Below are 21,501 nucleotides of genomic sequence, written 5' to 3' on the forward strand. Positions count from 1 at the left end.
ATAGGATCGATATGTCCCAATTTAGAAAAACAAGGCTTTTTAGCCGTAGCTTTTGTTAATCGGGAATAAAGCAGATAGCCTGGCCGAAGAAAACGCCCAAATTATTGCCTTCTAAAAATAAATATATTTTAGCAGTTAAAAGTGTATGATAATTTTTACGAAAGATTTAATTACAACTGATAGTTATATTCTATAATGTTAATTGTAAGAAAAAAAGTGGTTAATGCTTAATATTGCGTATCTAAGAGTTTTTCCCCCTAAAGATTTTTAGAAATTGATTTTTACTAGAAGCTTAAATCTATTTTTACCTACTAAATTATTATGCCTTTAACAATTTTTTCCGACAAGGTTAGATTTCGTTACAAATCTAAAAATTGGCAGTATCAGTTTGATGAAATTAAAGAACTTGGACTGCTTAAAAAAAGAAAAAATATTTTCTTGAAAACGGTGCTTTTATAGCTGTTACCGCTGCAACGTATTATTGTATGTTATTTTCCAATTTAATGGATCTGTATTACATTATTCCTGCAATTTTGTGTTATGCACTTATTATTGTCGCGAGATTTAGCAATAAGGCGGAGTTCGTATATTTTGTTTTTGTGAAAGATATTTACAAAAATGAGATAAGAACTAAAATTGCATTAAAAGACCGCAAATTGGTTGGTAAGCAAATCGATGCTTATTTAGATCTTCAGTTTGAACGAAGTGTAAAGAGAACCGCTTAAAAAAATCAGAGATGTTTGTATTTGATATTTTCCATTATGATACTTTTTTCATAATGGTGGCTTTGATATATGGTTACCTCATTACCAAAAAGAAAAAATTAACGAAACGCTAGTTCGTAATTTATTATGAAGTAGTTTTTATGAATACCCAAAACATGTATGGTTATGCCGTTACGATTTAACGGGAGGCTGTTTTTAGCTATACATGACCCAAATCAGAAAAAGATATGGCCACAACAATAAAAAATAAAATTAGAAATATTAGAGAGTTAAAAAATTACACTCAGGAATACATGGCAGAAAGATTAGGTGTAACTCAGGCGGGTTACAGTAAAATTGAGAAAGGAAAAACATCTTTGAGTTATGAAAAATTGGTCGAGATAGGAAGAATCCTAGATGTGAGTGTAGAAGATATAATTAGTTTTGAATACGATAAATATTTTAGTAATTACGGAAAAATAACAGGTAATAATAATGGAAGTATCTTAATTAATGCAGATAACACTTCGGTATTAAAAGAGCTTTATGAAGATAAAATCCAATTATTAGAAAAATTGCTTAATAGAACTGAAATTGAGCTTGAACGCTATAAAGATAAATTTGGAGAACTTTGAATATTTTAGTTTCATCTTTGTCAAAGTTTAATGCTTTGACAAAGATTACTCTACAAGTGAAACTAAATAAAGTTTTGAAGATTGCTATTAGAAAAAAACTTCTTTAGCAATGATATAAAATCCCATTACAAGAACAAACCAGCCAAAGAGGGGTTTTAATTTTGCGCCATCAATTTTTTTAGAAAGTTGGCTTCCAACAAACATTCCGATTAAGGCCATTGCAGAAACGCTTAGTAAGAAAGTGTAATTTATAGCTGTTCCGATGTATAAATCGCCTGCAAAACCAAGTGAAGAATTAATAGTAATGATTAACAATGAAGTTCCAACCGCTTGCTTCATTGGTAAATTGGCGAAAAAAAGCAAGGCAGGAATAATTAAAAATCCGCCACCAGCGCCTAGAAATCCAGTTACGATTCCGACCAAAAAGCCAATCAAACTCAATCGCGAATAATTGGGTTCTGCTAATTTTATTTCGGGCTGATTTTTTTAATCATCGAAATTGCTCGCCGTAATCATTAGAATCGAAAAGATAATCATAATCAGAAAATCTTTTGAAACGGTATAAGAAGCAACAGAAAATAGCGTTGCCGCAATTTGCGGAAATATAACTTCGCGTATAATTAAAATTGAAACAATTGAAGGAATAGCAAAATACAAAGCCGATTTCAGCTTCAAATTTCCCATTTTATAATGGCTGTAACTTCCAAATAAAGACGTTAAGCCAACAATGAATAAAGAATAAGAAGTCGCCTGATCGGGATTCACTTTAAATAAATAAACTAAAATTGGAATAGTCAAAATAGAACCGCCACCGCCAATTAAGCCAAGTGTGATTCCGATTATGATTGAGGCAAAAAATCCTAAATATTCCATTGCATTTATTTTAATGCAAAGTTGCCTCGGAAATTAGAATCCTACAGTAACATTTATCACAGAAGATTTTTTTTGCCACGAATTTCACAAATTTTCACGAATTATTTTGTCACATTGAGCGATGTCGAATTGCTTTGTGAGGCTTCGACTTCGCTCAATCTGACAATAGGAAATATTTTTGCCACAGATTAAAAGGATTAGATGGATTTTTCTATTCCTAATAAAAAGAAATCCTAATAATCCTTTTAATCTGTGGCAAAAAAAACTATTTCAATAACTCAATCTGGTTTCGATTGAGTTTGACCAGACCGCGCTGTTCCATTTTTTTGAGTAATCTGGAAACGACTTCGCGAGATGTATTTAATTCGGTTGCAATTTCTTGGTGTGAGAGATTTACTTCAGAACAACCACAAGCATCAGAATGTCTTTTTAAGTAAAACTCTAATCTTTCATCCATAGAACGGAAAGCGATATTATCAACGACTTCTAAAACTTCTTCAAAACGGCTTCGATAAGTTTCAATTACAAATTCGTACCAACTTCTATGTTCCATCATCCATTTATCCATCAATTGCAACGGAATCATCATCACAGTAACATCTTCGACGACTTTTGCCATAATTTGGCTTTTTTCGCTTTTGGCAGTACAGATCATCGAAATGGCACAGGCTTGTCCAGGTTGTAGATAATACATTAAAAACTCTCCACCATCTTCGCCTTCTCGATAGATTTTAATTTTTCCTTTAATAATCAAAACAGTATTTTTAATATACTGTCCGGTACGCATTAAAATGGTTCCTGCTTCAAAATCTTGAAGACTTCCGTTTTCTTCAATTGTAGCGATTAGTTCGTTAGAAAAATTAGGAAATATGGTTTTTAAGGAATGTTGCATTGTGTATTTTTTTTACCGCTAATTACACGAATTTACATTAATTAATTTGTGAAAATCGATGTAATTTGTGGTGAATATATTTGTCAAAATCGAATTAAAAAATGTATTTGTTTGCAAAGATAATGGTTTGAAGTGGGAATAATTATCAGAAAACTAGATTTAAGATTAATTTTATGAAAATGAAAAAATCCTATTTTCTATCGATTTTGTAGGCTGAATTTTTAAAAATAGTAACTAAATTTGTAATTCACTGATTATAATACTTTCTCTAAAACGTTTTCTGAGAATAATAATCGAAATCGCATTTGGTACGTTTTTCATATAGAGAAACGTCGTAATTTTACAAAAACACATTTTATTATGAATTTATCACAAGAAGATTGGGTTGCTCAGTTAGAAGCTGACGAAAATGCAGTTATACTTGATGTAAGAACTGAAGACGAATTTAATGACGGCTACATTGAGAATGCTCTAAATATTGATATCAATAAAGGGCAGGCATTTATCTATGAAATCGAAGAATTAGACAAAAATAAAAATTATTACGTATACTGTCGTTCTGGAGCTAGAAGCGCAAAAGCGTGTCAGATTATGAACGAATTGGGTATCGAAAACGCCTACAATCTGCTTGGAGGAATCCTGGATTGGGAAGGCGAAACAGTACAACCATAAAAGAAGAAGAGGCACTAAAAAAGCCTCTTTTTTCTTTTGAAAATGAATTACCAGACCATTAAATAACCAAATTATGAGTTTTATACCAGAAGAATATCAGATTAAAAGTTTGATAAATCAAGATACTTATCTTGTAAATGGAGAATTGAAACAATGGACAGGGCAAACCACACCTGTGTTTTCTACTATTTCTTCAACTGAAAAGTATTCGCCTACTTTATTAGGATCTATTCCTTTTATGGGAGAAAAAGAAGCAACAGAAGTTGTCGAAGCTGCCACCAATGCATACGATATGGGGCAAGGTTTATGGCCAACTATGAAAGTAGTGGATCGTATTAAATGCATGGAAAAATTTGTGAAGCAAATGAAAGAAACCCGCGAAGAAGTAGTAAAACTTTTGATGTGGGAAATTGGAAAAACCTTGGAGATTCACAAAAAGAATTCGACAGAACAGTAGAATATATTTACGATACTATTGCGAGTTATAAAGAATTAAACGGACGCAGTTCGCATTTTGAAAAAGTGCAAGGCGTAAATGCTATGATTCGCCGTGGGCCTCTTGGAGTGGTTTTATGTCTTGGACCATATAATTATCCTTTAAATGAAACTTTCTCATTGCTTATTCCAGCTTTGATTATGGGAAATACAGTAATCTTCAAGCCTGCTAAACATGGTGTTTTATGTATCTCGCCATTGTTAGAGGCTTTCAGAAGCAGTTTTCCAAAAGGTGTAATCAATATTGTTTATGGTAGAGGGCGTGAAGTGGCTTCTCCGATTATGAAATCTGGAAAAATTGATGTTTTAGCATTAATTGGAAACAGTAAATCGGCGATTGCTTTACAAGATCAGCATCCAAACAAAAATAGATTGCGTTTAATCTTAGGTTTAGAAGCTAAAAATCCAGCGATTATTCTTCCAGATGCCGATTTAGATTTGGCTATTCAAGAATGTATCACAGGAAGTTTATCTTTTAACGGACAGCGTTGTACGGCTTTAAAAGTGTTGTATGTTCACGAATCAATTTCGGAAGAATTCAACAAACGTTTTGCTGAAAAAGTAGACAGTTTACTTTTCGGAAATCCGTGGGAAAAAGGAGTTTCATTAACGCCACTTCCAGAAACAGATAAACCAAAATATATTCAAGGATTAATTGATGACGCTCTTCACAAAGGAGCTAAAGTGATTAATGAAAAAGGAGGAAAACATACCGATAATTATATTTTTCCAGCAGTTTTATATCCAGTAAATAAAGAAATGCGCGTGTATCACGAAGAGCAGTTCGGACCAGTTGTTCCTGTACTTTCGTTTAAAGATATTAAAGAACCTTTAAAAGATATGGCAGAATCAAATTACGGACAGCAAGTAAGTTTGTTTGGTAAAGATATTAAAACGCTTGCACCGCTAATTGATGCTTTGGTTAATTTAGTTTGTAGAGTAAACCTCAACAGTTCTTGCCAAAGAGGGCCAGATGCTTTCCCTTTCACAGGAAGAAAAGATTCTGCAGTAGGAACTTTGAGTATTCCAGATGCTTTGCGTTCTTTCTCAATTCGTACGTTTGTAGCTTCAAAAGATATCGATTATAATAATGAGATTCTGCAGGAATTGCTTAACAGCAAAGAATCGAATTTTATTAATACCGATTATATTTTGTAGCCATCAAGGTTATATATTAATTGTAGATGCCGTCTGTTGCCTTTGGTGATAGACGGTTTTTCTTTTAAAGTGGCTAAGGTTTTTTTTAGAGATTCTAAGGATCTAAGACGCTAAGATTCTAAGTTTTTTTCTTTTAAGGATTCTAAGTTTCTAAGATTTTAGTTTTTTTTTGTAAAAGTTTGATGTAAAATATAAAATGAAGTTTTTCTATATCTCACATTTCACCATTTACAATTCACAACTTACAATTCACAATTAATAATTAAATTTGTAACATTGTTTTAAAACAGCAGTCTTATAAAAGAAATAATTTAAAGATTCAAAAGTCACTTATGAAAAAGAAATTTTTGCAGTTTGCATTAATAGCATTTGTTTTTTTTGCCCAAAATAGCTTTGCACAAGAGCTTTATATGCCTAGAAACATAAAAAAAGCTTATGAGAACGGCACACGTTCTAAAGATGGAAAACCTGGTGCAAACTATTGGCAGAACCGTGGAAAATATAACATGGAAATTTCAGTTGATCCAAAAACAAGATTAGTCAGCGGGACTGAAAGTATTATTTACGAAAACAATAGCAAGGATACTTTAAGAAACTTAGTGATCCGTTTTGTAAATAATCTGCATAAACCTTCTTCTCCAAGAGGTGGTGAAGTAAGCAACGATTTTTTAAGCGATGGATTAACGATCACTTCATTAAAAATTGAAAATGAAGTTTACAAAGAAGACGCTAAAAATTGGGGAACTGTTGGAAATGTGAAATTGCAAAAACCAATTTTACCAAATTCAAAAACAATTATTAATATTCAGTGGAATTATCCTTTGTCTAAAGAAAGTGGTAGAGAAGGGCAGATTGACGAAACAACATTTTTTGTAGCCTACAGTTATCCTCGCGTTTCTGTTTTTGATGATTATAACGGATGGGATAGATTAGCGCATACAGACCGTCAAGAATTTTACAATGATTTCAACGATTACATTTTTTCTGTAAAAGCACCTAAAAATTATGTGGTGTATGCAACAGGAGATTTGTTAAATCCAGATGAGGTTTTACAACCTGAATTTGCTTCACGCTTAAAAAAATCATACACAACAGATGAAATTTTGCATATCGCTAATGAGCAAGAAATGAAAAGTGGTGTTGTAACGAAACAATACGATTGGAATATCTGGAAATTTGAAGCGAAAAACATCTCTGATGTTTGCTTTGGTTTAAGCGATCACTATTTATGGGATGCTAGCAGTGTTGTAGTAGATAAGAAAACAAATCGTCGTGCAAGTATTCAGGCAACCTATAATGTTAAAGGAACTGATTTTGTAAACTCAGTAAAAAATAACCAGTATGCTTTAGACTGGTTTTCTAACAATTGGCCAGGAGTTCCGTATCCGTTTTCTAAAATGACAGCTTTTCAGGGTTTCGCAGATATGGAATATCCTATGATGTGTAACGATTCTCAGATGGATGACCCTGTTTTTGCACAATTAGTTCAAGACCACGAAGTAGCTCATACCTATTTCCCGTTTTATATGGGAATTAACGAAACTCGTTATGCATTTATGGATGAAGGTTGGGCAACAACTTTTGAGTATTTAATTGGAATTGCTGAGCATGGAAAAGAAGCGAGCAGATAAATTTTACCAAGATTTTAGAGTAAAAAGTTATATTAAGGATCGTTCTGCAGAGCAAGATCAGCCTATTATAACAATGTCAACTCAGGTTTCTGGAGCTGGTTATGGAAATAATTCTTATGGTAAAGCTTCTCTATCTTACTTAGCTTTGAAAGATATGTTGGGAGATGATATGTTTAAAAAAGCACTTCATTTTTATATGGATACTTGGAACGGGAAACATCCAATTCCTTGGGATTACTTTAATTCATTTAATACAGCAACAGGAAAGAATTTAAATTGGTTTTTCAATAATTGGTTCTTTACAAACAATTATTTAGATATTGCAGTAAAGGGCCTTTCTGCCGATAAGAAAACTATAACAGTAGAAAATATTGGAGGCTTTGCAATTCCGTTTGATGTTGTAATTACTTATGCAGATAAATCGAAAGCAATTGTACATCAAACACCCGCTATTTGGGAAAAAAATGAGAAAATAGCGAAGATAGTTTTGAAAAGCACAAAAAAAATAGAAAAAATAGAACTTGATGGAGGAATTTTCATGGATGCAACTCCAGAAAACAATATTTTTTATGTTAAATAAACTAGTTGAAGTTTAACGATATGTTTAAAAATGCCATTTTATTTTAATGAAGTGGCATTTTTTATTTAAAATAATTATAAATATTAAAAATACGGAAAACCGTAAAAGGATTTGTGTAAAATATATTATGTTAGCATGCCCTAAAAAAACAAAATAACATGAAAAATACATTTGTCCTACTTGTTTTACTAACTACCTTTCAGTTTTTTGGACAAAATGATCAAAAGGCAACATTTCAAAAAAATAAATATGAACTAGCTGTTTCCTACTATAAGAAAGCCGATTTTGTAAAAGCTATCGATTTGTTTTCTTTAGCGACTAAAATTAAACCTGAAAATGAGATCGCTCAAGAATCAGGGAAAATGGTAGATACATTACGTGAGGTTTTAAGAAAGGAAATTTTAGATCAAGCAATTGGAACTTGGAAACGTTCAGGAAACCAGCCAGTTTGGGTATCTGCATTAGATGATTCTACTGGTGAAACTTTATTTGATGAAGTGATTGAAATTAAAGAAGATTCAATATTGTTTTTTGAAGTCGACAAAAAGACTAAAATAAAAAAATTGATAAAAACAGAAAACTTAATTTATAATGATTCAAATAATACAGTCTCATTATTTTCAGAAATTATACTTTCAGACGGAACAATTTGGAATTGCAATATCGATGAAAGAGCAAATGTGCTTCATGTTGTGAATGTTGCTGTTAAAAGAATAGAAAGAGTAGAAAAGATTGAAGGTAATAATGAAGAAAGTTATTACATTAAAATCTAGAAATAAATAAAAAAGAGAATTATTTGAACTGCCTCCAAAAAGTTAGATACTATTTGGAGGCATTTTTATAGAAATTTAAATCCAAGCGAAAAATTTGTAACCCCAGTTTTGATTTCGCCATTACTAGAAGCGTCAATATCACTAAGTCCCGCAAGATATCTTAAATCAAAAGTCAATCTCCAGACATCAACCCCGACGCCTCCAAGAATACTGTGATTGTTTTTTTCGAATGTTACAGAATTGAGATTATTGCTTCTACTTATATCAGAATAATTTTTCCAGTTGTACCCAACAAAAAGCCTTACATTTCCCAATTTGCCAAGCGGAATAATTTTAAGCCCTGCAATTAATGACGCATCTGTTCCTGCAAGTTTAAATTCGGTTTCTCCAATGGCATCTTGATAAACACTAAAATTGGTTTGAGCATATCCAAATTCTCCCTGAGCATAAAAAAGTGCAAGATTTAACCTAGCAAATGCTGCAGCGCCAATTCCTGTATTAGTATGGTCGGAGCTGAAATTTTTGGTATTAACAGAAGTAATATTTGTCGAAATTTGTGGTCCGATTTGTATTAACTGTGCAAATCCATTTGCACAAATACATAAAAATGCTACTAAAAAGAATTTTTTCATAACAGGGTTTATTTGATTTTGGTACTATAAAAATAAGCATAATAGATTAAAAATGAATGATTTATCTGTTTTATTTTTTTGTAATGTTTTGAAAATTAACAACATCAATATTTTTTCTTTGCTTTTTTACAATCAATTCAAAATGAATTATTTTTGAGAAGATTTAAGAAATATGGAAATTAAAACAATAAACGCGTCCGATACTTGGCAGATAAGACACGAGGTAATGTGGCCAGATCAACCTTTTGAATTTGTCCAACTTAAAGAAGATGATTTAGGATTTCATTTTGGAGCTTTTGAAGAAAATAAATTAGTTTCTATAGTTTCATGTTTTATTGAAGGAGAAGAAATGCAGTTTAGAAAACTCGCAACTTTAGAAGAATACCAAGGAAAAGGAATTGCCTCTGAGCTTTTAATACAAATACTGGAATTTGCGAAAAAGAAGGGACTGAAAAAAGTTTGGTGCAATGCTAGAACCAATAAAAAAGCATTTTACGAGAAATTTGGAATGAAAAATGCTTTTAAAACTTTTGAAAAAGCGGGTCAAGAGTTTACAATTATGGAAATTATTCTTTTTTGAGTTTAGTTCTAAATAGTTGGTTTTTAAATATATGGTAATAATTGTAAGATAATAGACTAGAATATTGCTAAATATTAAACGAATGAAAACGTTTTCGTTTTATGTAATTGTTAAACCTTCTTAAAAAATCTTTTTTTGTTTTAATTCTTTTACTACTTTCGCACCCAAATGAGAAAGTTAATAGTATTTTTAGTATTCATGAATTTGCTTCTGTTCGGCGGAGGCCAATATCTTAATGCTAGTACACTTTCACATCATCACAATTTTGAACATAAACATAGAGTTAAGTTCACTAGTCAAGATCGCGGTAGTTCTGTAATTGAAGATGCTGATATCGATCTTGAAGAAGATCTTCTAGGAGGCGGTGATGATATTAATTTACTTACGAATAAGTATTTTACTGCTTCGTATAGTTTGGTAGACGCTTTGTATCTGGCACTTTCAGATCAGTCTGCAGCGAATGATTCAAATCGTTTTAAAATTTCTACGCCTGTTTTTGGGCATTCAAATCCTATCTACATTACTCAGAGAGTATTAAGAATTTGATTTTATAATATACATCGGTTACCTGAGTTACGATCTGTGTATCTTGCTGTTGTATATTTTTCTACTTCTGCTTATATGAAAGTTAAGGTCTGGGCTACGGCTGACTGATGCATTTTAACATCCAAAGGAATTTTCATTCCAAAGCATTCAATCGCTTAATTTCCAAACTAAATCATGAAAAAAATCATTGTGTTCACAGGCTTAATGGCCTTGGTGTGCTTAACGAGCTGTACATCTAAAAAAGAAGAAAAAGAAGAAGTTGAAAAATTTACTGTTACTAATCCGGTTAAAATTGATACTTCATTTACCAAAGAATACGTTTCACAAATAAAATCAGTTCGAAATATCGAACTTCGTGCCCAAGAAAAAGGGTTTTTGCAAAATATATATGTTGATGAAGGGCAATTTGTAAAAAAAGGACAGTTGTTGTTTAAAATTATGCCAAACATGTATCAGTCTGAATTGCTTAAAGCACAGGCTGAACAAAAATCGGCAGAAATTGAATTGCAAAATTCAAAATTATTGGCTGATAAAAATATCGTTTCTAAAAACGAATTGAGTGTAGCTCAAGCAAAATTACAATCTGCAAAAGCTGAAGTGGCACTGGCAAAATTACATTTATCATTCACAGAAATTAGAGCTCCATTTGATGGAACAATTGACCGTATTCCTTTAAAACTAGGAAGTTTAATTGATGAAGGGGAATTGTTGACGAGTCTTTCAGACAACAGTCAGATGTTTGCATACTTCAATGTTTCTGAACCAGAATATATTAGCTATGAAACGAATATAAAGGATCGTGCTGATAATAAGGTGAATTTAGTTTTGGCTAATGGAGATATTTTTAAAGAGAAAGGAAATGTTGAAGTTATAGAAAGTGAATTCAATAATGAAACTGGAAATATTGCTTTCAGAGCAAGATTCCCTAATTCTGGAAAATTACTTAGAAATGGAGAAACAGGACAAGTTCAGATGAATGTTCCTCTTAAGAATGCTATCATAATTCCACAAAAAGCAACTTACGAAATACAGGATAAAAAATATGTTTTTGTAATAGGTAAAGATGATAAAGTAAGCTCAAGAGAGATCACTATTACGGGTGAGATTCCTGATTTGTATGTAATCAGAAGCGGTATTACAGAGAATGATAAAATCTTACTTGAAGGTGTTCAGAAAGTAAAAGAAAACGATAAGATTAAATACGATTACCAATCTCCTAATAAAGTAATCAATAATTTACGCTTAAAAGCAGAATAGGTTTACTGGGTTTTAATCATTAAAATATACAAAAATGTTTAATAAATTTATTCAAAGACCTGTTCTTTCGATAGTGATATCGTTGATTATTGTCTTTTTAGGGATATTGTCGGTTTTAAATTTACCAATTACACAATTCCCGACAATTTCACCTCCAATGGTTAACGTTACGGCAGATTATCCTGGATCTAACGGTGAGTTGATGATCAAGGCAGTTGTTATTCCTTTGGAAAGAGCCTTAAATGGTGTTCCGGGAATGAAATATATGGCTTCAGATGCTGGAAACGATGGTGAAGCAACAATCAAAGTAGTTTTTAACTTAGGTACAGATCCTAACCAAGCAAGCAATTAACGTTCAGAACCGTGTGGCTTCTGTTACCAATAAACTTCCTCCTTTGGTAATTCGTGAGGGTATTAAAATTACGAGAGAAGTACCGAGTATGTTGATGTACGTGAACCTTTACAGTACAGACAAAAATACCGACATGAAGTTCTTGTATAACTATGCCGATATTAACGTACTTTCTGAATTAAAAAGGGTAAATGGTATTGGTTCTGGAGATATCTTAGGAACACGTGAATATGCAATGCGTATCTGGTTAAAACCGGACCGTATGTTGGCTTATAAAATTTCTGCTGATGAGGTAATGGAAGCATTATCAAGTCAGAGTTTGGAAGCTTCTCCTGGTAAAACGGGTGAAAGTTCTGGTAAACGTTCTCAAGCATTCGAATATGTATTGAAATATTCTGGGCGTTATACAACAAAAGAGCAATATGAGAATATTGTGGTAAAAGCAAATCCAAATGGAGAGCTTTTGAGATTGAAAGATGTTGCTAAAGTTGAATTTGGAAGCTCGATGTATGATATCTATTCTAATTTGAATGGAAAACCATCTGCAGCGATCGTATTAAAACAATCTTTTGGAAGTAATGCGAATCAGGTTATTGAAGAGGTAAAAGCAAAACTGGAAAAAATCAAACAAAGATTTCCAAAAGGAATGGATTACGAAATTTCATATGACGTTTCTAAATTCCTTGATGCTTCTATCGAAAAAGTAATCCATACTTTGGTTGAAGCTTTCATTCTGGTAGGTCTAGTAGTTTTCCTTTTCTTAGGAGACTGGCGTTCTACGGTTATTCCGGCTATCGCGGTTCCTGTATCATTGGTAGGAACGTTTGTGTTCATGACATTCTTTGATATTTCGTTGAACTTAATTACGCTATTTGCACTTGTATTAGCGATTGGGGTCGTGGTCGATGATGCGATTGTGGTTATTGAGGCCGTCCACGCCAAGATGGAAGAAGAACATCTCTCGCCATTTAAAGCAACTAAACAAGCCATGCACGAGATTGCGGGAGCTATTATTGCAATTACATTCTTAATGGCCGCAGTATTTATTCCGGTTGCGTTCATGTCGGGACCTGTTGGAGTATTCTACAGACAATTCTCTGTAACTATGGCAACTGCGATTATTCTTTCTGGTATTGTGGCCTTGACCTTAACGCCTGCGCTTTGTGCGATGATGTTAAAAAATAATCACGGCGTACCTAAAAAGAAAACTCCTGCAAATAGATTTATTGATGCTTTCAACGAAAAATTCAATTTAGCACAAGGTAAATATCAAAACCTATTAGGTAAAATTGTTGACAGAAGAGTGGTTACAATTGTAGCGCTTTTAGGTTTCTGTGCTGGAACATGGATCATTAGTAGCAATGTTCCTTCTGGTTTTATTCCGAATGAGGACCAAGGAATGTTTTATGCTGTAATTCAGACACCACCAGGTTCATCTTTAGAAAGAACTAATAGTATTGCAGAACGAGTTCAAAAAATTGCAGAAGATATTGATGGAGTAAAATCGGTTTCTTCATTGGCAGGTTATGAGATTTTATCTGAAGGTACAGGATCGAACTCTGGAACTTGTTTGGTTAACCTTAAAGACTGGAGCGATAGAAAAGAATCTGTTTTGGAGATCATGCATGAAATGGAGGAAAAATGTAAAGATATTACAGGAGCTAATATCGAATTTTTCCAACCGCCTGCTGTACCAGGATATGGTGCTGCTGGAGGATTTGAGCTTCGTTTACTAGATAAAACAGGTTCTGTAGATTACAAGAAAATGGAACAGGTAAATAATGAGTTTGTGGCTGAATTAAATAAACAGCCAGAATTGTCAAACGTATTTAGTTTCTACAGTTCTAGTTTCCCTCAGTACATGATGAAAGTTGATAATGACTTGGCACAGCAAAAAGGAGTTTCTATTGAAAATGCCATGAATACGCTGTCAACTCTTGTGGGAAGTAATTACGAAATCAGTTTTATTAAATTTGGTATTAACTATAAAGTAATTGTTCAGGCTTCGCCAGAATATCGTGCACAGCCAGATGATATCTTGAAATTGTATGTTAAAAACGACCGTGATGAAATGGTGCCTTATTCTGCTTTTATGAAATTAGAAAAAGTGTATGGACTTTCAGAAATCACACGTCATAACATGTATACCTCAACACAAATTAGTGGTTCGCCAGCTCCAGGATTTAGTTCTGGTACAGCAATTAAAGTGATTCAGAAAGTAGTCGCTGAAAAGTTACCAAGAGGATATGACATTGACTGGGCAGGTATTTCTGCCGATGAGGTGGCACAAGGTAATCAAGCTATTTGGGTATTCTTAATCTGTTTAGGATTCGTTTACTTGGTATTAGCGACTCAATACGAAAGTTTTATTTTGCCATTGTCAGTAATTCTTTCTTTACCAGCGGGTATTTTTGGAGCTTTCCTTTTATTGAAATTAACAGGATTAGAAAACAATATCTATGCTCAGGTTGCCATGGTAATGCTTATCGGTTTATTAGGTAAGAATGCCGTGTTGATTGTCGAGTTTGCGATCCAGAGACATGCAGCAGGAAAATCTGTTTTGGATGCAACGAATGGAAGGAGCAAAAGCAAGGTTCCGTCCAATTTTGATGACTTCGTTTGCCTTTATTGCTGGTTTATTACCGCTTGCATTTGCAACTGGTCCAGGTAAAATAGGTAACAGAACAATTGGTACTGCGGCGGCAGGAGGTATGCTTATTGGAACCATTTGTGGTGTCTTTGTAATTCCGGGCTTGTATTTCATATTTGCTAAAATTGCCGAAAAACACAAATTGGTAAAACATGAAGAAGAAAACCCATTAACAGAAGAAATTGATAACAATCATGTATAAAGTTAAAACATATCAATATAGTATTGTATTAGCCGCATGTCTAGCAGTTGCAGGGTGTAAAACCCCTGCACCTGAAGCAGCAGTAACTACAAGTACGCCAGTTCCTGATTCGTTTGGTGCAACTGTTCAAACACAAGATGCAAACAATAATACAGCTAAGCATTAAACTGGAAAGATTATTTTAAAGATCAGAATCTAGTTGATTTAATTGATGTCGCTCTTAAAAATAACCAAGAACTAAATATTACTTTACAGGAAATAGAAATCGCAAAGAATGATATTCGTGTAAAAAAAGGACTTTTACTGCCAACTGCAGGTTTACGTGCTGGAGCTGGAGTAGAAAAAGTGGGTAGATATACAAGTCAAGGAGCGGGTGATGCTACAACTGAAATTAAACCAGGTAAAGAGATGCCAGATCCGCTTGGAGATTTTACTATTGCCGCTTATGCAAACTGGGAAGTAGATATTTGGAAAAAACTTCGCAATTCTAAAAAAGCAGACTTTAAATAGATATTTGGCGACTGTTGAAGGTAAAAATTTTGTTATTACAAACCTTATTGCCGAAGTTGCCGATTCGTATTATGAATTATTAGCTTTAGATAATCAATTAGATATTGTAAAACAAACTATCAAATTGCAAACTAATGCTTTAGAAATTGTAAAAGTTCAAAAACAAGCCGCAAGAGCAACAGAACTTGGAGTTAAGAAATTTGAAGCTGAGGTTTTAACTTCGCAAAGTATGGAGTTTGATATCTTACAGCAGATAAAAGAAACAGAAAACAAGATCAACTTTTTGCTTGGAAGATATCCGCAGGAAATTAAAAGAACAAGTAATACTAATTTCTTAAGTCTTTTACCAGCGGCTGTAAGTTCTGGAATTCCTTCTCAATTGTTAGAGAATCGTCCAGATGTAAAACAAGCAGAACTAGAATTAGTAGCAACAAAATTAGATGTAAAAGTAGCTCGTGCTGAGTTTTATCCTTCTTTGGATATTACAGCCGCAATTGGGGTAAATGCTTTCAAACCTTCTTATTTGTTTACAATGCCAGAATCGCTATTGTACTCATTGGCAGGAGATCTTGTTGCGCCTTTGATTAATAGAAATGCAATTAAAGCAGAGTTTGCAAGTGCAAATGCAAGACAAATTCAAGCATTATACAATTACGATCGTACGGTTTTAAATGCTTATTTAGAAGTGTCAAATCAAATGTCTAAGATTGAGAATCTTCAAAAAGGTTACGATCTTAAATCAAAACAAGTTGATGCCTTAAATACTTCTATTGACGTTTCAAACGATTTGTTTAAATCGGCAAGAGTAGATTATTTCGAAGTTTTAATGACGCAGAGAGATGCATTAGAAGCTAAATTGGAATTAATCGATACTAAAAAAGAACAATTAAATGCTGCAGTCCATGTTTACAGAGACTTGGGCGGTGGATGGAAATAAAATTGCCACTTAATTTGTAGTAAAAAAGCCTTTTGGGAGTAAAATCCTGAAAGGCTTTTTTTGTTTTGGCTAAAGAACCGTTACTTGTTTTTTATACGGTTTTAATATTTCTTCGTCAGGCGAAATATTAGTTACCAAAACATCAATGTCTTTTAAATGAGAAACAAAATAAGTTTCTCCAGTATCGATTTTTTCACTTGAACCCAAAGCAATTATGAAATTCGAATTCTGAATCATATTTTTTTTGATTTGCGAATCGTCGTATAAAATTCCAGTTAGACCACGTTCATGATGGATACCGCATGTTCCCAAAATGCAAACATCTGCTCTAAAACTTCTAAAAAAATCAAGTGATTCCATGCTCGAAGTTGTAAAAGAGGTTTTACACATTTTTCCTCCAGCAAAAATCAATTCAATGTTCGGCAAATCTTCAACCAAAACTGCAACAGGAAAACTGTTTGTTATAACAGTGAGTTTTAAATCATGTGGAAAACTTGCTACAAGAGCCAAAGAAGTTGTTCCTCCATCAATAAAAACTACTTGACCATCTTTTAGATAAGAAATTGCTTTTTCTGCAATAATCTTTTTGTTTTCAAGATCGTGTTTTTCTCTTTTTCTGTAATGCAAAGGCATTGGAGAAGGAGCAACCGCACCACCACGCACAGCTTTTAAAAGCCCTTGATCTGAAAGTTCTTTTAGATCACGTCTAATTGTGTCTTCAGAAACACTCAAATACTCACTTAATTCTACCGAAGTTACCCGATGTTCTTTAGATAAATATTCTAAAATTGTCTGCTGTCGTTCTTCCTTTCTCATTTGTTTTGCGGTTTTATATTGCAAAAATAAATAAAAAATTGCAATATTTTGCTGTTTGTTGCAATTTTTGCATAATTTAGCAGCAAAATAAATTTACAATGAAAAAGAAATCAATTGCAGTCGACATGGACGGAGTGCTTGCTGATGTAGAAGCACACCTAATAACTTACTTCGAAAGAGATTTCGGAATAACAATTTTAAGAGAAGAAATTCAAGGTTTGACAGAAGAAGAAGCTTTTTATGGCCGAGAGAAAGTACGCAGTGTTTTAAACTCTAAAGATTTTTTTAGAACCTTGCCAGTAATAGATGATGCGGTAGAAAGCTTAAAGTTATTACAGGAAAATTTTGAGATTTATATTGTATCTGCGGCGACAGAATTTCCGCTTTCGCTGAATGAAAAAATAGAATGGCTCGCAGAACATTTTCCTTTTATTCAATGGCAAAATATCGTTTTATGCGGAAGCAAAACCATTATCAATACTGATTATCTAATCGATGATCATCCAAAGAATTTAGATTTTTGCATGGGTAAGCCTATTATGTTTACAGCATTTCATAATGCCAAAAAAGAGAATTATTTGAGAGTAAATAATTGGAAAGAAGCTGTTGCTGTTTTGAAAGAGGCAGTTTAACGCAAGGTAATTTTAAAAATTACTTGTTTTTTGAAGAAAAAGCCTTTCAGGAATATTCCGAAAGGCTTTTGTTTATTTAGGTATTACTATTTTAGCTTTAAATCCGTTTTCGGGTTCTGTTTCAAATTCGATAGTTCCTTTAACGGTCTGAATACGGTGTTCCATATTTTGGAGACCATTTTTAGAAATCTTCGTTTTTTCACAGCCAATTCCGTTATCGGTGTAACGTATTAGAATTGATTTTGGATCACTTTCAAATTTTATTACAACAAGAGAGGCCTTACTGTGTTTCTTCATATTTACCATTAATTCTTGTAAAACGCGCCCAATGGTAATTTTCTTTATATCATCAACATCTTCCCATTCTACGCTTTCTAAGTTTGTAGCAATAATATTTCTTTCAATAGTATTGTAAGCAGAAAGCATTTCCTTGATGCTTTTGGTAAAATCTTTGCCCGTTTCGATCTTATTGTTTTCTTTTGAAATTCCTCTAACCCGCCCATAAATATCATCTAACTTCTGGAGAAGATTCTCTTTGGTATTTTCTTTGGCTAATGGTTGAGATTCGGCGAAAGCAATTACTTGAAATACATCATTTGCCAATTCATCATGTATTTTTTTAGAAATTCTCGTTTCGGTGTCGTACGAACTTTTAAATTCGATTGCCTTATTTTTATTTTTATAATAGCGAATTAAAATTGCAATTAAAATCACCAAAAAGAAAAAACAATTATAAAAACAATTCGAAGATATTTAGCCTTTTGAAGTGATAGTTGATTTTCTGCTTTTTCTAAACGAAGTTTTTCGTTTTCGTCTTTTTCTTTTTTTGCATCGTATTTAATCTTGGCAGACTTATTTTTAAAATTGTTTCGAACTTTAATAATGCTGTCGTTTAACGTAAAATACTTTTGGATATATTTTGCCGTGTTAAGGCTATTATCATTTGAAATTAGTATTTGAAGCGCTTCTAATCTTTCGTCAATGCTATTCAGTTGTGTAGAAGCTTTATAAGCTAAAAGAGCATTTTCGTCTGATTTTGTTTTGTTTTGTTTAGAATAATAATCAGCAAGATGGAGATAGCTTTCAATGCTTCCGTAGGTGTCCTTAGTATCAAGTCTAATTTGCAGACCTTCCTTCATTAAATGAAAACTTTTATCATCTATTCCGTTCTTAAAGTTGGCATACCCTAAATTGTCTAGTAGGATAGCTTTGTCATATGGTGTGACTTTCTCTTTTAAATCTTTACTTGAAAGAGATTGTAAAAGGGAGTCCAAGATCGGAATTGCTTTGTCATATTTTTTTTGATAAATATATACAGCCGCAATATTTTGTATAGGTGCTTGTTTTAAAAGTAGATCTGTATATTCATTTGTCGCTTTTTTGTAGTAAAAAATAGCATCGTCATAAAGAGAAAGTTCTTTGTCTGCAATGCCTAACGCATTATTTGCACTCGCAGAATAAACTCCTTTTTTTATATACGGTAATGCCTCGGTTATAATTTCTTTGCTTCCATAATAATCTCCATTCCTCTGATGAATATCCGCGATTTTAAGAAGGATATATGAGATATTGGCACTGTCTTTTATGATTTCATAAAGTGCCTTTGATTTATTGTATAAATTATACGAAGTATTAAAATCTTGTTTGTCAAAACTTTCAATGGCTTTGTTCCGTAAAAAGAGTGCCTCTTTCCGAATAGATTCATTATCAGGATTAACAGGCTTTTTTCTTCGCAGGAAAAAAGCAAAAGCAAAATAATACAATAAAAAAACGGGGATCGTAACATTTAAATTTACTTTCCCCGAAAATAGTAATTAATTAGATACTAAAAACTTTTTTTATTATGGACCTGGTGGTGGCGGATTTCCATTTCCTTTGTCACCAGGACCCTCATTATACTCTGCTGACGGTGTGCCAACTTTTTCAATTTTCTTTTTTGGTTGTGTCTCATACTCATCAGGAGTACAAGAAAATATCGTGAACAATAGCGCAAAAGCGATAAATAGTATTAGTTTTTTCATTTTAGTTTATTTTAGAAATTAGACATAGGTATGGCTGTCCGGAGTTGATCCAGATCTTGGAATGCGATACCAAAATTGGTTTTGGGAAGTAGATCGTGTAGACCTGTAAGACGTAATTTATACTTCCCGAATAAACTCGGTCTTACGGTTTTCCACAATGTTAATTAGAACTAGTTTTATATTTTTGTTTTAGTCTGCAGACAAAACTTGAACTAATTTCTGATGCAAAGTAAAGGCACTTTTAGATCACTGTTGACAAGGGATTCTCGAATTCCTGCGTTTTCCTGAGATTCCCGAGAATTCCCAATAAAACTAAAATAGAAGGCCTTTTTTGGGTTAATTATTATTTAATTTTAATCGAATCTCTATATTATAATAGATGCAATAAGTTGTTCAAAAGTTGGTTTGAACGGCAAAAAAAAATATAGAAAAAATATAGAAATTGGAACAGAAATTGAAAGTGCTGAAAAAGCATTTAAATCTAGAATTCGAAAATAAAGGCATATAAAAAGTTTTAGTTAAAAAATGAAAATACAAAGTCAAAAGAAGTTCCTAAAAGAGGCAAGATGAATAATACATTAGAAGCATATAAAAAGGCGATTAAAATTAAATATGAGATCGAAAAAGAGGGCGAATATTTTGATTTTTTATACAACCCTTCGCGCGGAAAACTCCGCGATTTGTGTTGGCTTATTTTTGAAGATAAACCAACGCAAGACGATTTGAATGTTTTTAGGAATTTATTGTGCTTAGATTTTGATCATACTCAAAAGAATAAGTTTAAGGATCAAAAAGATAAGTTTAGGCCTATTGAAACTTTCTTTAAGGGAGAAACAGATCCGTCAAATATTGATGCGATAAATCTTGCCGCTGTAATAGTCGATTTTCAGCCACGCCCTTTTAAAAAGTTCAATGAAAAATGTAGAATTGAAGAAGCAAAACAAACTAAAAGTGTCGTTAAGAATGTAACGGGCGAAATCGATAATAATGGCATAGAAGAAATGGTTTTAGTGAAAAATGAACATGAAGAGTCGAAAGAAGTTCCTCAAAAAGGAAATCTTTTATGGAATTTTAGGAATCTATTTTCTAAAAAACTGGCTCAGAAAATATATCCTCGCAAAATAATTACGATTGCGGTTGGAGCAGTTGCTCTAGTTTCTTCGGCCTGCATATACTTGGTGCAGAAAAAAGATTAGAAAAATAGTTTCGATATGAAACGAAAAAGCATTTTGAAAAATAAAATGCATAAAGCGGGAAAAAGAATGGTTTTGTGAAGTGTAATTTTGGTAGTTAAAAAGTCTGTTTTTCGGCATATATTTACTGTTATTTACACTATAAAGATAAGAAAAAAATCCCGTTAAACCTAATAAAAATCAATGAAATAGCACTTTTTTTAGCTAAAAAAGTGTATTTTTTTTGACCATTTTTAATGGAGTAAAAACTAGTTGCAAAGACCGAAAAACTTGCTTTTCTAAGCAATCGATTTGCAATAAAATTATCTATATTTATAAAATTAAAAATAGATTTTGAATCTATTAGTATCAGTTAAAAACATTATTTATGAAAAAGCTTCTCTTACTATTAATCGTTTTATGCACCGTAAGCTGTAAAAAATATGTTGTCTCATTTGAACAGCCAACCGATATGAAATTGGACAATTTAAAACTAGAAGTATTTCTGGATAAAGAGAAAGTTCAAGATATTAATTTAAAAGCAACAGAGGCATTGCCAACTTACGAAACAGTTGGACTATCGACCTCTAGTGAAGGAAAACATTTGCTTCAAGTGAAAGTAAGAGATACAACCTTTAATTTTGAGGTGAAATATCCCGAAGAAAAATATATCATGATGACGACTCATTTAAAAACCAATGGAAAGATTCATGTTGGAATTTTAAAACAGAATTATAAATATAGATTTCGTTAAAAGATAATCTTATTTCAAATAAAAAAG

16 protein-coding genes and 5 pseudogenes are annotated in these 21,501 nt (G+C 32.6%); 14 read left to right on the forward strand and 7 right to left on the reverse strand.

Annotation, left to right across the window (positions count from 1 at the left end):
* The first annotated feature begins 503 nt into the window (after positions 1 to 503).
* Complete coding sequence (locus tag P5P87_RS23100) at positions 504 to 725, forward strand: hypothetical protein (protein ID WP_278020734.1); 222 nt, start codon at positions 504 to 506, stop codon at positions 723 to 725.
* A 227-nt stretch (positions 726 to 952) separates the two neighbouring features.
* Complete coding sequence (locus P5P87_RS23105; protein WP_198856620.1) at positions 953 to 1,339, forward strand: helix-turn-helix transcriptional regulator; 387 nt, start codon at positions 953 to 955, stop codon at positions 1,337 to 1,339.
* Positions 1,340 to 1,426: 87 nt separating this feature from the next.
* Here the strand turns inward: P5P87_RS23105 and P5P87_RS23110 are convergent.
* Positions 1,427 to 2,212, reverse strand: a pseudogene (locus tag P5P87_RS23110) (sulfite exporter TauE/SafE family protein).
* Positions 2,213 to 2,477: 265 nt separating this feature from the next.
* Positions 2,478 to 3,104 (reverse strand): Crp/Fnr family transcriptional regulator, encoded by a 627-nt coding sequence (locus tag P5P87_RS23115; protein WP_111363407.1) that lies wholly within the window; start codon positions 3,102 to 3,104, stop codon positions 2,478 to 2,480.
* Between the two features lie 360 nt (positions 3,105 to 3,464).
* Here P5P87_RS23115 and P5P87_RS23120 point away from each other — a divergent pair, with 360 nt between their 5' ends.
* From P5P87_RS23120 to P5P87_RS23135, 4 genes and pseudogenes are all read left to right on the forward strand, one after another.
* Positions 3,465 to 3,776 carry a rhodanese-like domain-containing protein gene (locus tag P5P87_RS23120; RefSeq protein ID WP_095929060.1) on the forward strand — a complete coding sequence of 104 codons (312 nt, stop codon included), beginning with the start codon at positions 3,465 to 3,467 and terminating at the stop codon, positions 3,774 to 3,776.
* A 73-nt stretch (positions 3,777 to 3,849) separates the two neighbouring features.
* Positions 3,850 to 5,429, forward strand: a pseudogene (locus tag P5P87_RS23125) (NADP-dependent glyceraldehyde-3-phosphate dehydrogenase).
* Between the two features lie 332 nt (positions 5,430 to 5,761).
* Positions 5,762 to 7,640 (forward strand): annotated as a pseudogene (locus P5P87_RS23130) (M1 family metallopeptidase).
* A gap of 158 nt (positions 7,641 to 7,798) precedes the next feature.
* Complete coding sequence (locus tag P5P87_RS23135; RefSeq protein WP_278020735.1) at positions 7,799 to 8,413, forward strand: tetratricopeptide repeat protein; 615 nt, start codon at positions 7,799 to 7,801, stop codon at positions 8,411 to 8,413.
* Between the two features lie 65 nt (positions 8,414 to 8,478).
* On the opposite strand, the gene P5P87_RS23140 is transcribed toward P5P87_RS23135, so the two are convergent.
* A complete protein-coding gene (locus tag P5P87_RS23140) occupies positions 8,479 to 9,045 on the reverse strand; it encodes an outer membrane beta-barrel protein (RefSeq protein WP_198856614.1) in 567 nt (188 codons plus the stop codon).
* A 172-nt stretch (positions 9,046 to 9,217) separates the two neighbouring features.
* On the opposite strand from P5P87_RS23140, the gene P5P87_RS23145 reads away from it, so the two are divergent.
* The 5 genes and pseudogenes from P5P87_RS23145 to P5P87_RS23165 all read left to right on the forward strand — a co-directional run bounded on the left by P5P87_RS23145 (position 9,218) and on the right by P5P87_RS23165 (position 16,079).
* The gene (locus tag P5P87_RS23145) at positions 9,218 to 9,625 is read left to right on the forward strand and encodes a GNAT family N-acetyltransferase (RefSeq protein ID WP_278020736.1); all 408 of its coding nucleotides are present in this window, start codon (positions 9,218 to 9,220) and stop codon (positions 9,623 to 9,625) included.
* 168 nt (positions 9,626 to 9,793) lie between these two features.
* Positions 9,794 to 10,171, forward strand: a complete 378-nt coding sequence (locus P5P87_RS23150; protein WP_198856612.1) for a hypothetical protein — start codon at positions 9,794 to 9,796, stop codon at positions 10,169 to 10,171.
* 174 nt (positions 10,172 to 10,345) lie between these two features.
* Positions 10,346 to 11,428: an efflux RND transporter periplasmic adaptor subunit gene (locus tag P5P87_RS23155; protein WP_198856611.1), complete on the forward strand. Its 1,083-nt coding sequence runs from the start codon at positions 10,346 to 10,348 to the stop codon at positions 11,426 to 11,428.
* A 34-nt stretch (positions 11,429 to 11,462) separates the two neighbouring features.
* Positions 11,463 to 14,632, forward strand: a pseudogene (locus P5P87_RS23160) (efflux RND transporter permease subunit).
* Positions 14,625 to 16,079: pseudogene (locus P5P87_RS23165) on the forward strand (TolC family protein). Before P5P87_RS23160 ends, P5P87_RS23165 begins: the two co-directional pseudogenes overlap by 8 nt.
* Positions 16,080 to 16,148: 69 nt before the next feature.
* Here the strand turns inward: P5P87_RS23165 and P5P87_RS23170 are convergent.
* Positions 16,149 to 16,895 carry a DeoR/GlpR family DNA-binding transcription regulator gene (locus tag P5P87_RS23170; protein ID WP_278020737.1) on the reverse strand — a complete coding sequence of 249 codons (747 nt, stop codon included), beginning with the start codon at positions 16,893 to 16,895 and terminating at the stop codon, positions 16,149 to 16,151.
* A gap of 98 nt (positions 16,896 to 16,993) precedes the next feature.
* Between P5P87_RS23170 and P5P87_RS23175 the strand changes: the two genes are divergently transcribed.
* Complete coding sequence (locus P5P87_RS23175) at positions 16,994 to 17,527, forward strand: 5' nucleotidase, NT5C type (RefSeq protein WP_278020738.1); 534 nt, start codon at positions 16,994 to 16,996, stop codon at positions 17,525 to 17,527.
* 72 nt (positions 17,528 to 17,599) lie between these two features.
* On the opposite strand, the gene P5P87_RS23180 is transcribed toward P5P87_RS23175, so the two are convergent.
* The 3 genes from P5P87_RS23180 to P5P87_RS23190 form a co-directional block, all read right to left on the reverse strand.
* Positions 17,600 to 18,241, reverse strand: coding sequence for a sensor histidine kinase (locus P5P87_RS23180; protein WP_340696699.1), 642 nt, complete (start codon positions 18,239 to 18,241; stop codon positions 17,600 to 17,602).
* Positions 18,238 to 19,290, reverse strand: coding sequence for a tetratricopeptide repeat protein (locus P5P87_RS23185; RefSeq protein WP_278020740.1), 1,053 nt, complete (start codon positions 19,288 to 19,290; stop codon positions 18,238 to 18,240). The genes P5P87_RS23180 and P5P87_RS23185 overlap by 4 nt, the downstream gene beginning before the upstream one ends.
* 78 nt (positions 19,291 to 19,368) lie before the next feature.
* Positions 19,369 to 19,548 carry a hypothetical protein gene (locus tag P5P87_RS23190; protein WP_278020741.1) on the reverse strand — a complete coding sequence of 60 codons (180 nt, stop codon included), beginning with the start codon at positions 19,546 to 19,548 and terminating at the stop codon, positions 19,369 to 19,371.
* Positions 19,549 to 20,114: 566 nt separating this feature from the next.
* On the opposite strand from P5P87_RS23190, the gene P5P87_RS23195 reads away from it, so the two are divergent.
* Both P5P87_RS23195 and P5P87_RS23200 read left to right on the forward strand, forming a co-directional pair.
* Entirely contained in the window at positions 20,115 to 20,744 is a 630-nt protein-coding gene (locus P5P87_RS23195; protein WP_278020742.1) for a hypothetical protein, read from the forward strand.
* Between the two features lie 364 nt (positions 20,745 to 21,108).
* Positions 21,109 to 21,474, forward strand: a complete 366-nt coding sequence (locus P5P87_RS23200) for a hypothetical protein (RefSeq protein WP_198856603.1) — start codon at positions 21,109 to 21,111, stop codon at positions 21,472 to 21,474.
* Positions 21,475 to 21,501 lie beyond the last annotated feature (27 nt).

Source organism: Flavobacterium ginsengisoli, from assembly GCF_029625315.1.
GTDB lineage: Bacteria > Bacteroidota > Bacteroidia > Flavobacteriales > Flavobacteriaceae > Flavobacterium > Flavobacterium ginsengisoli.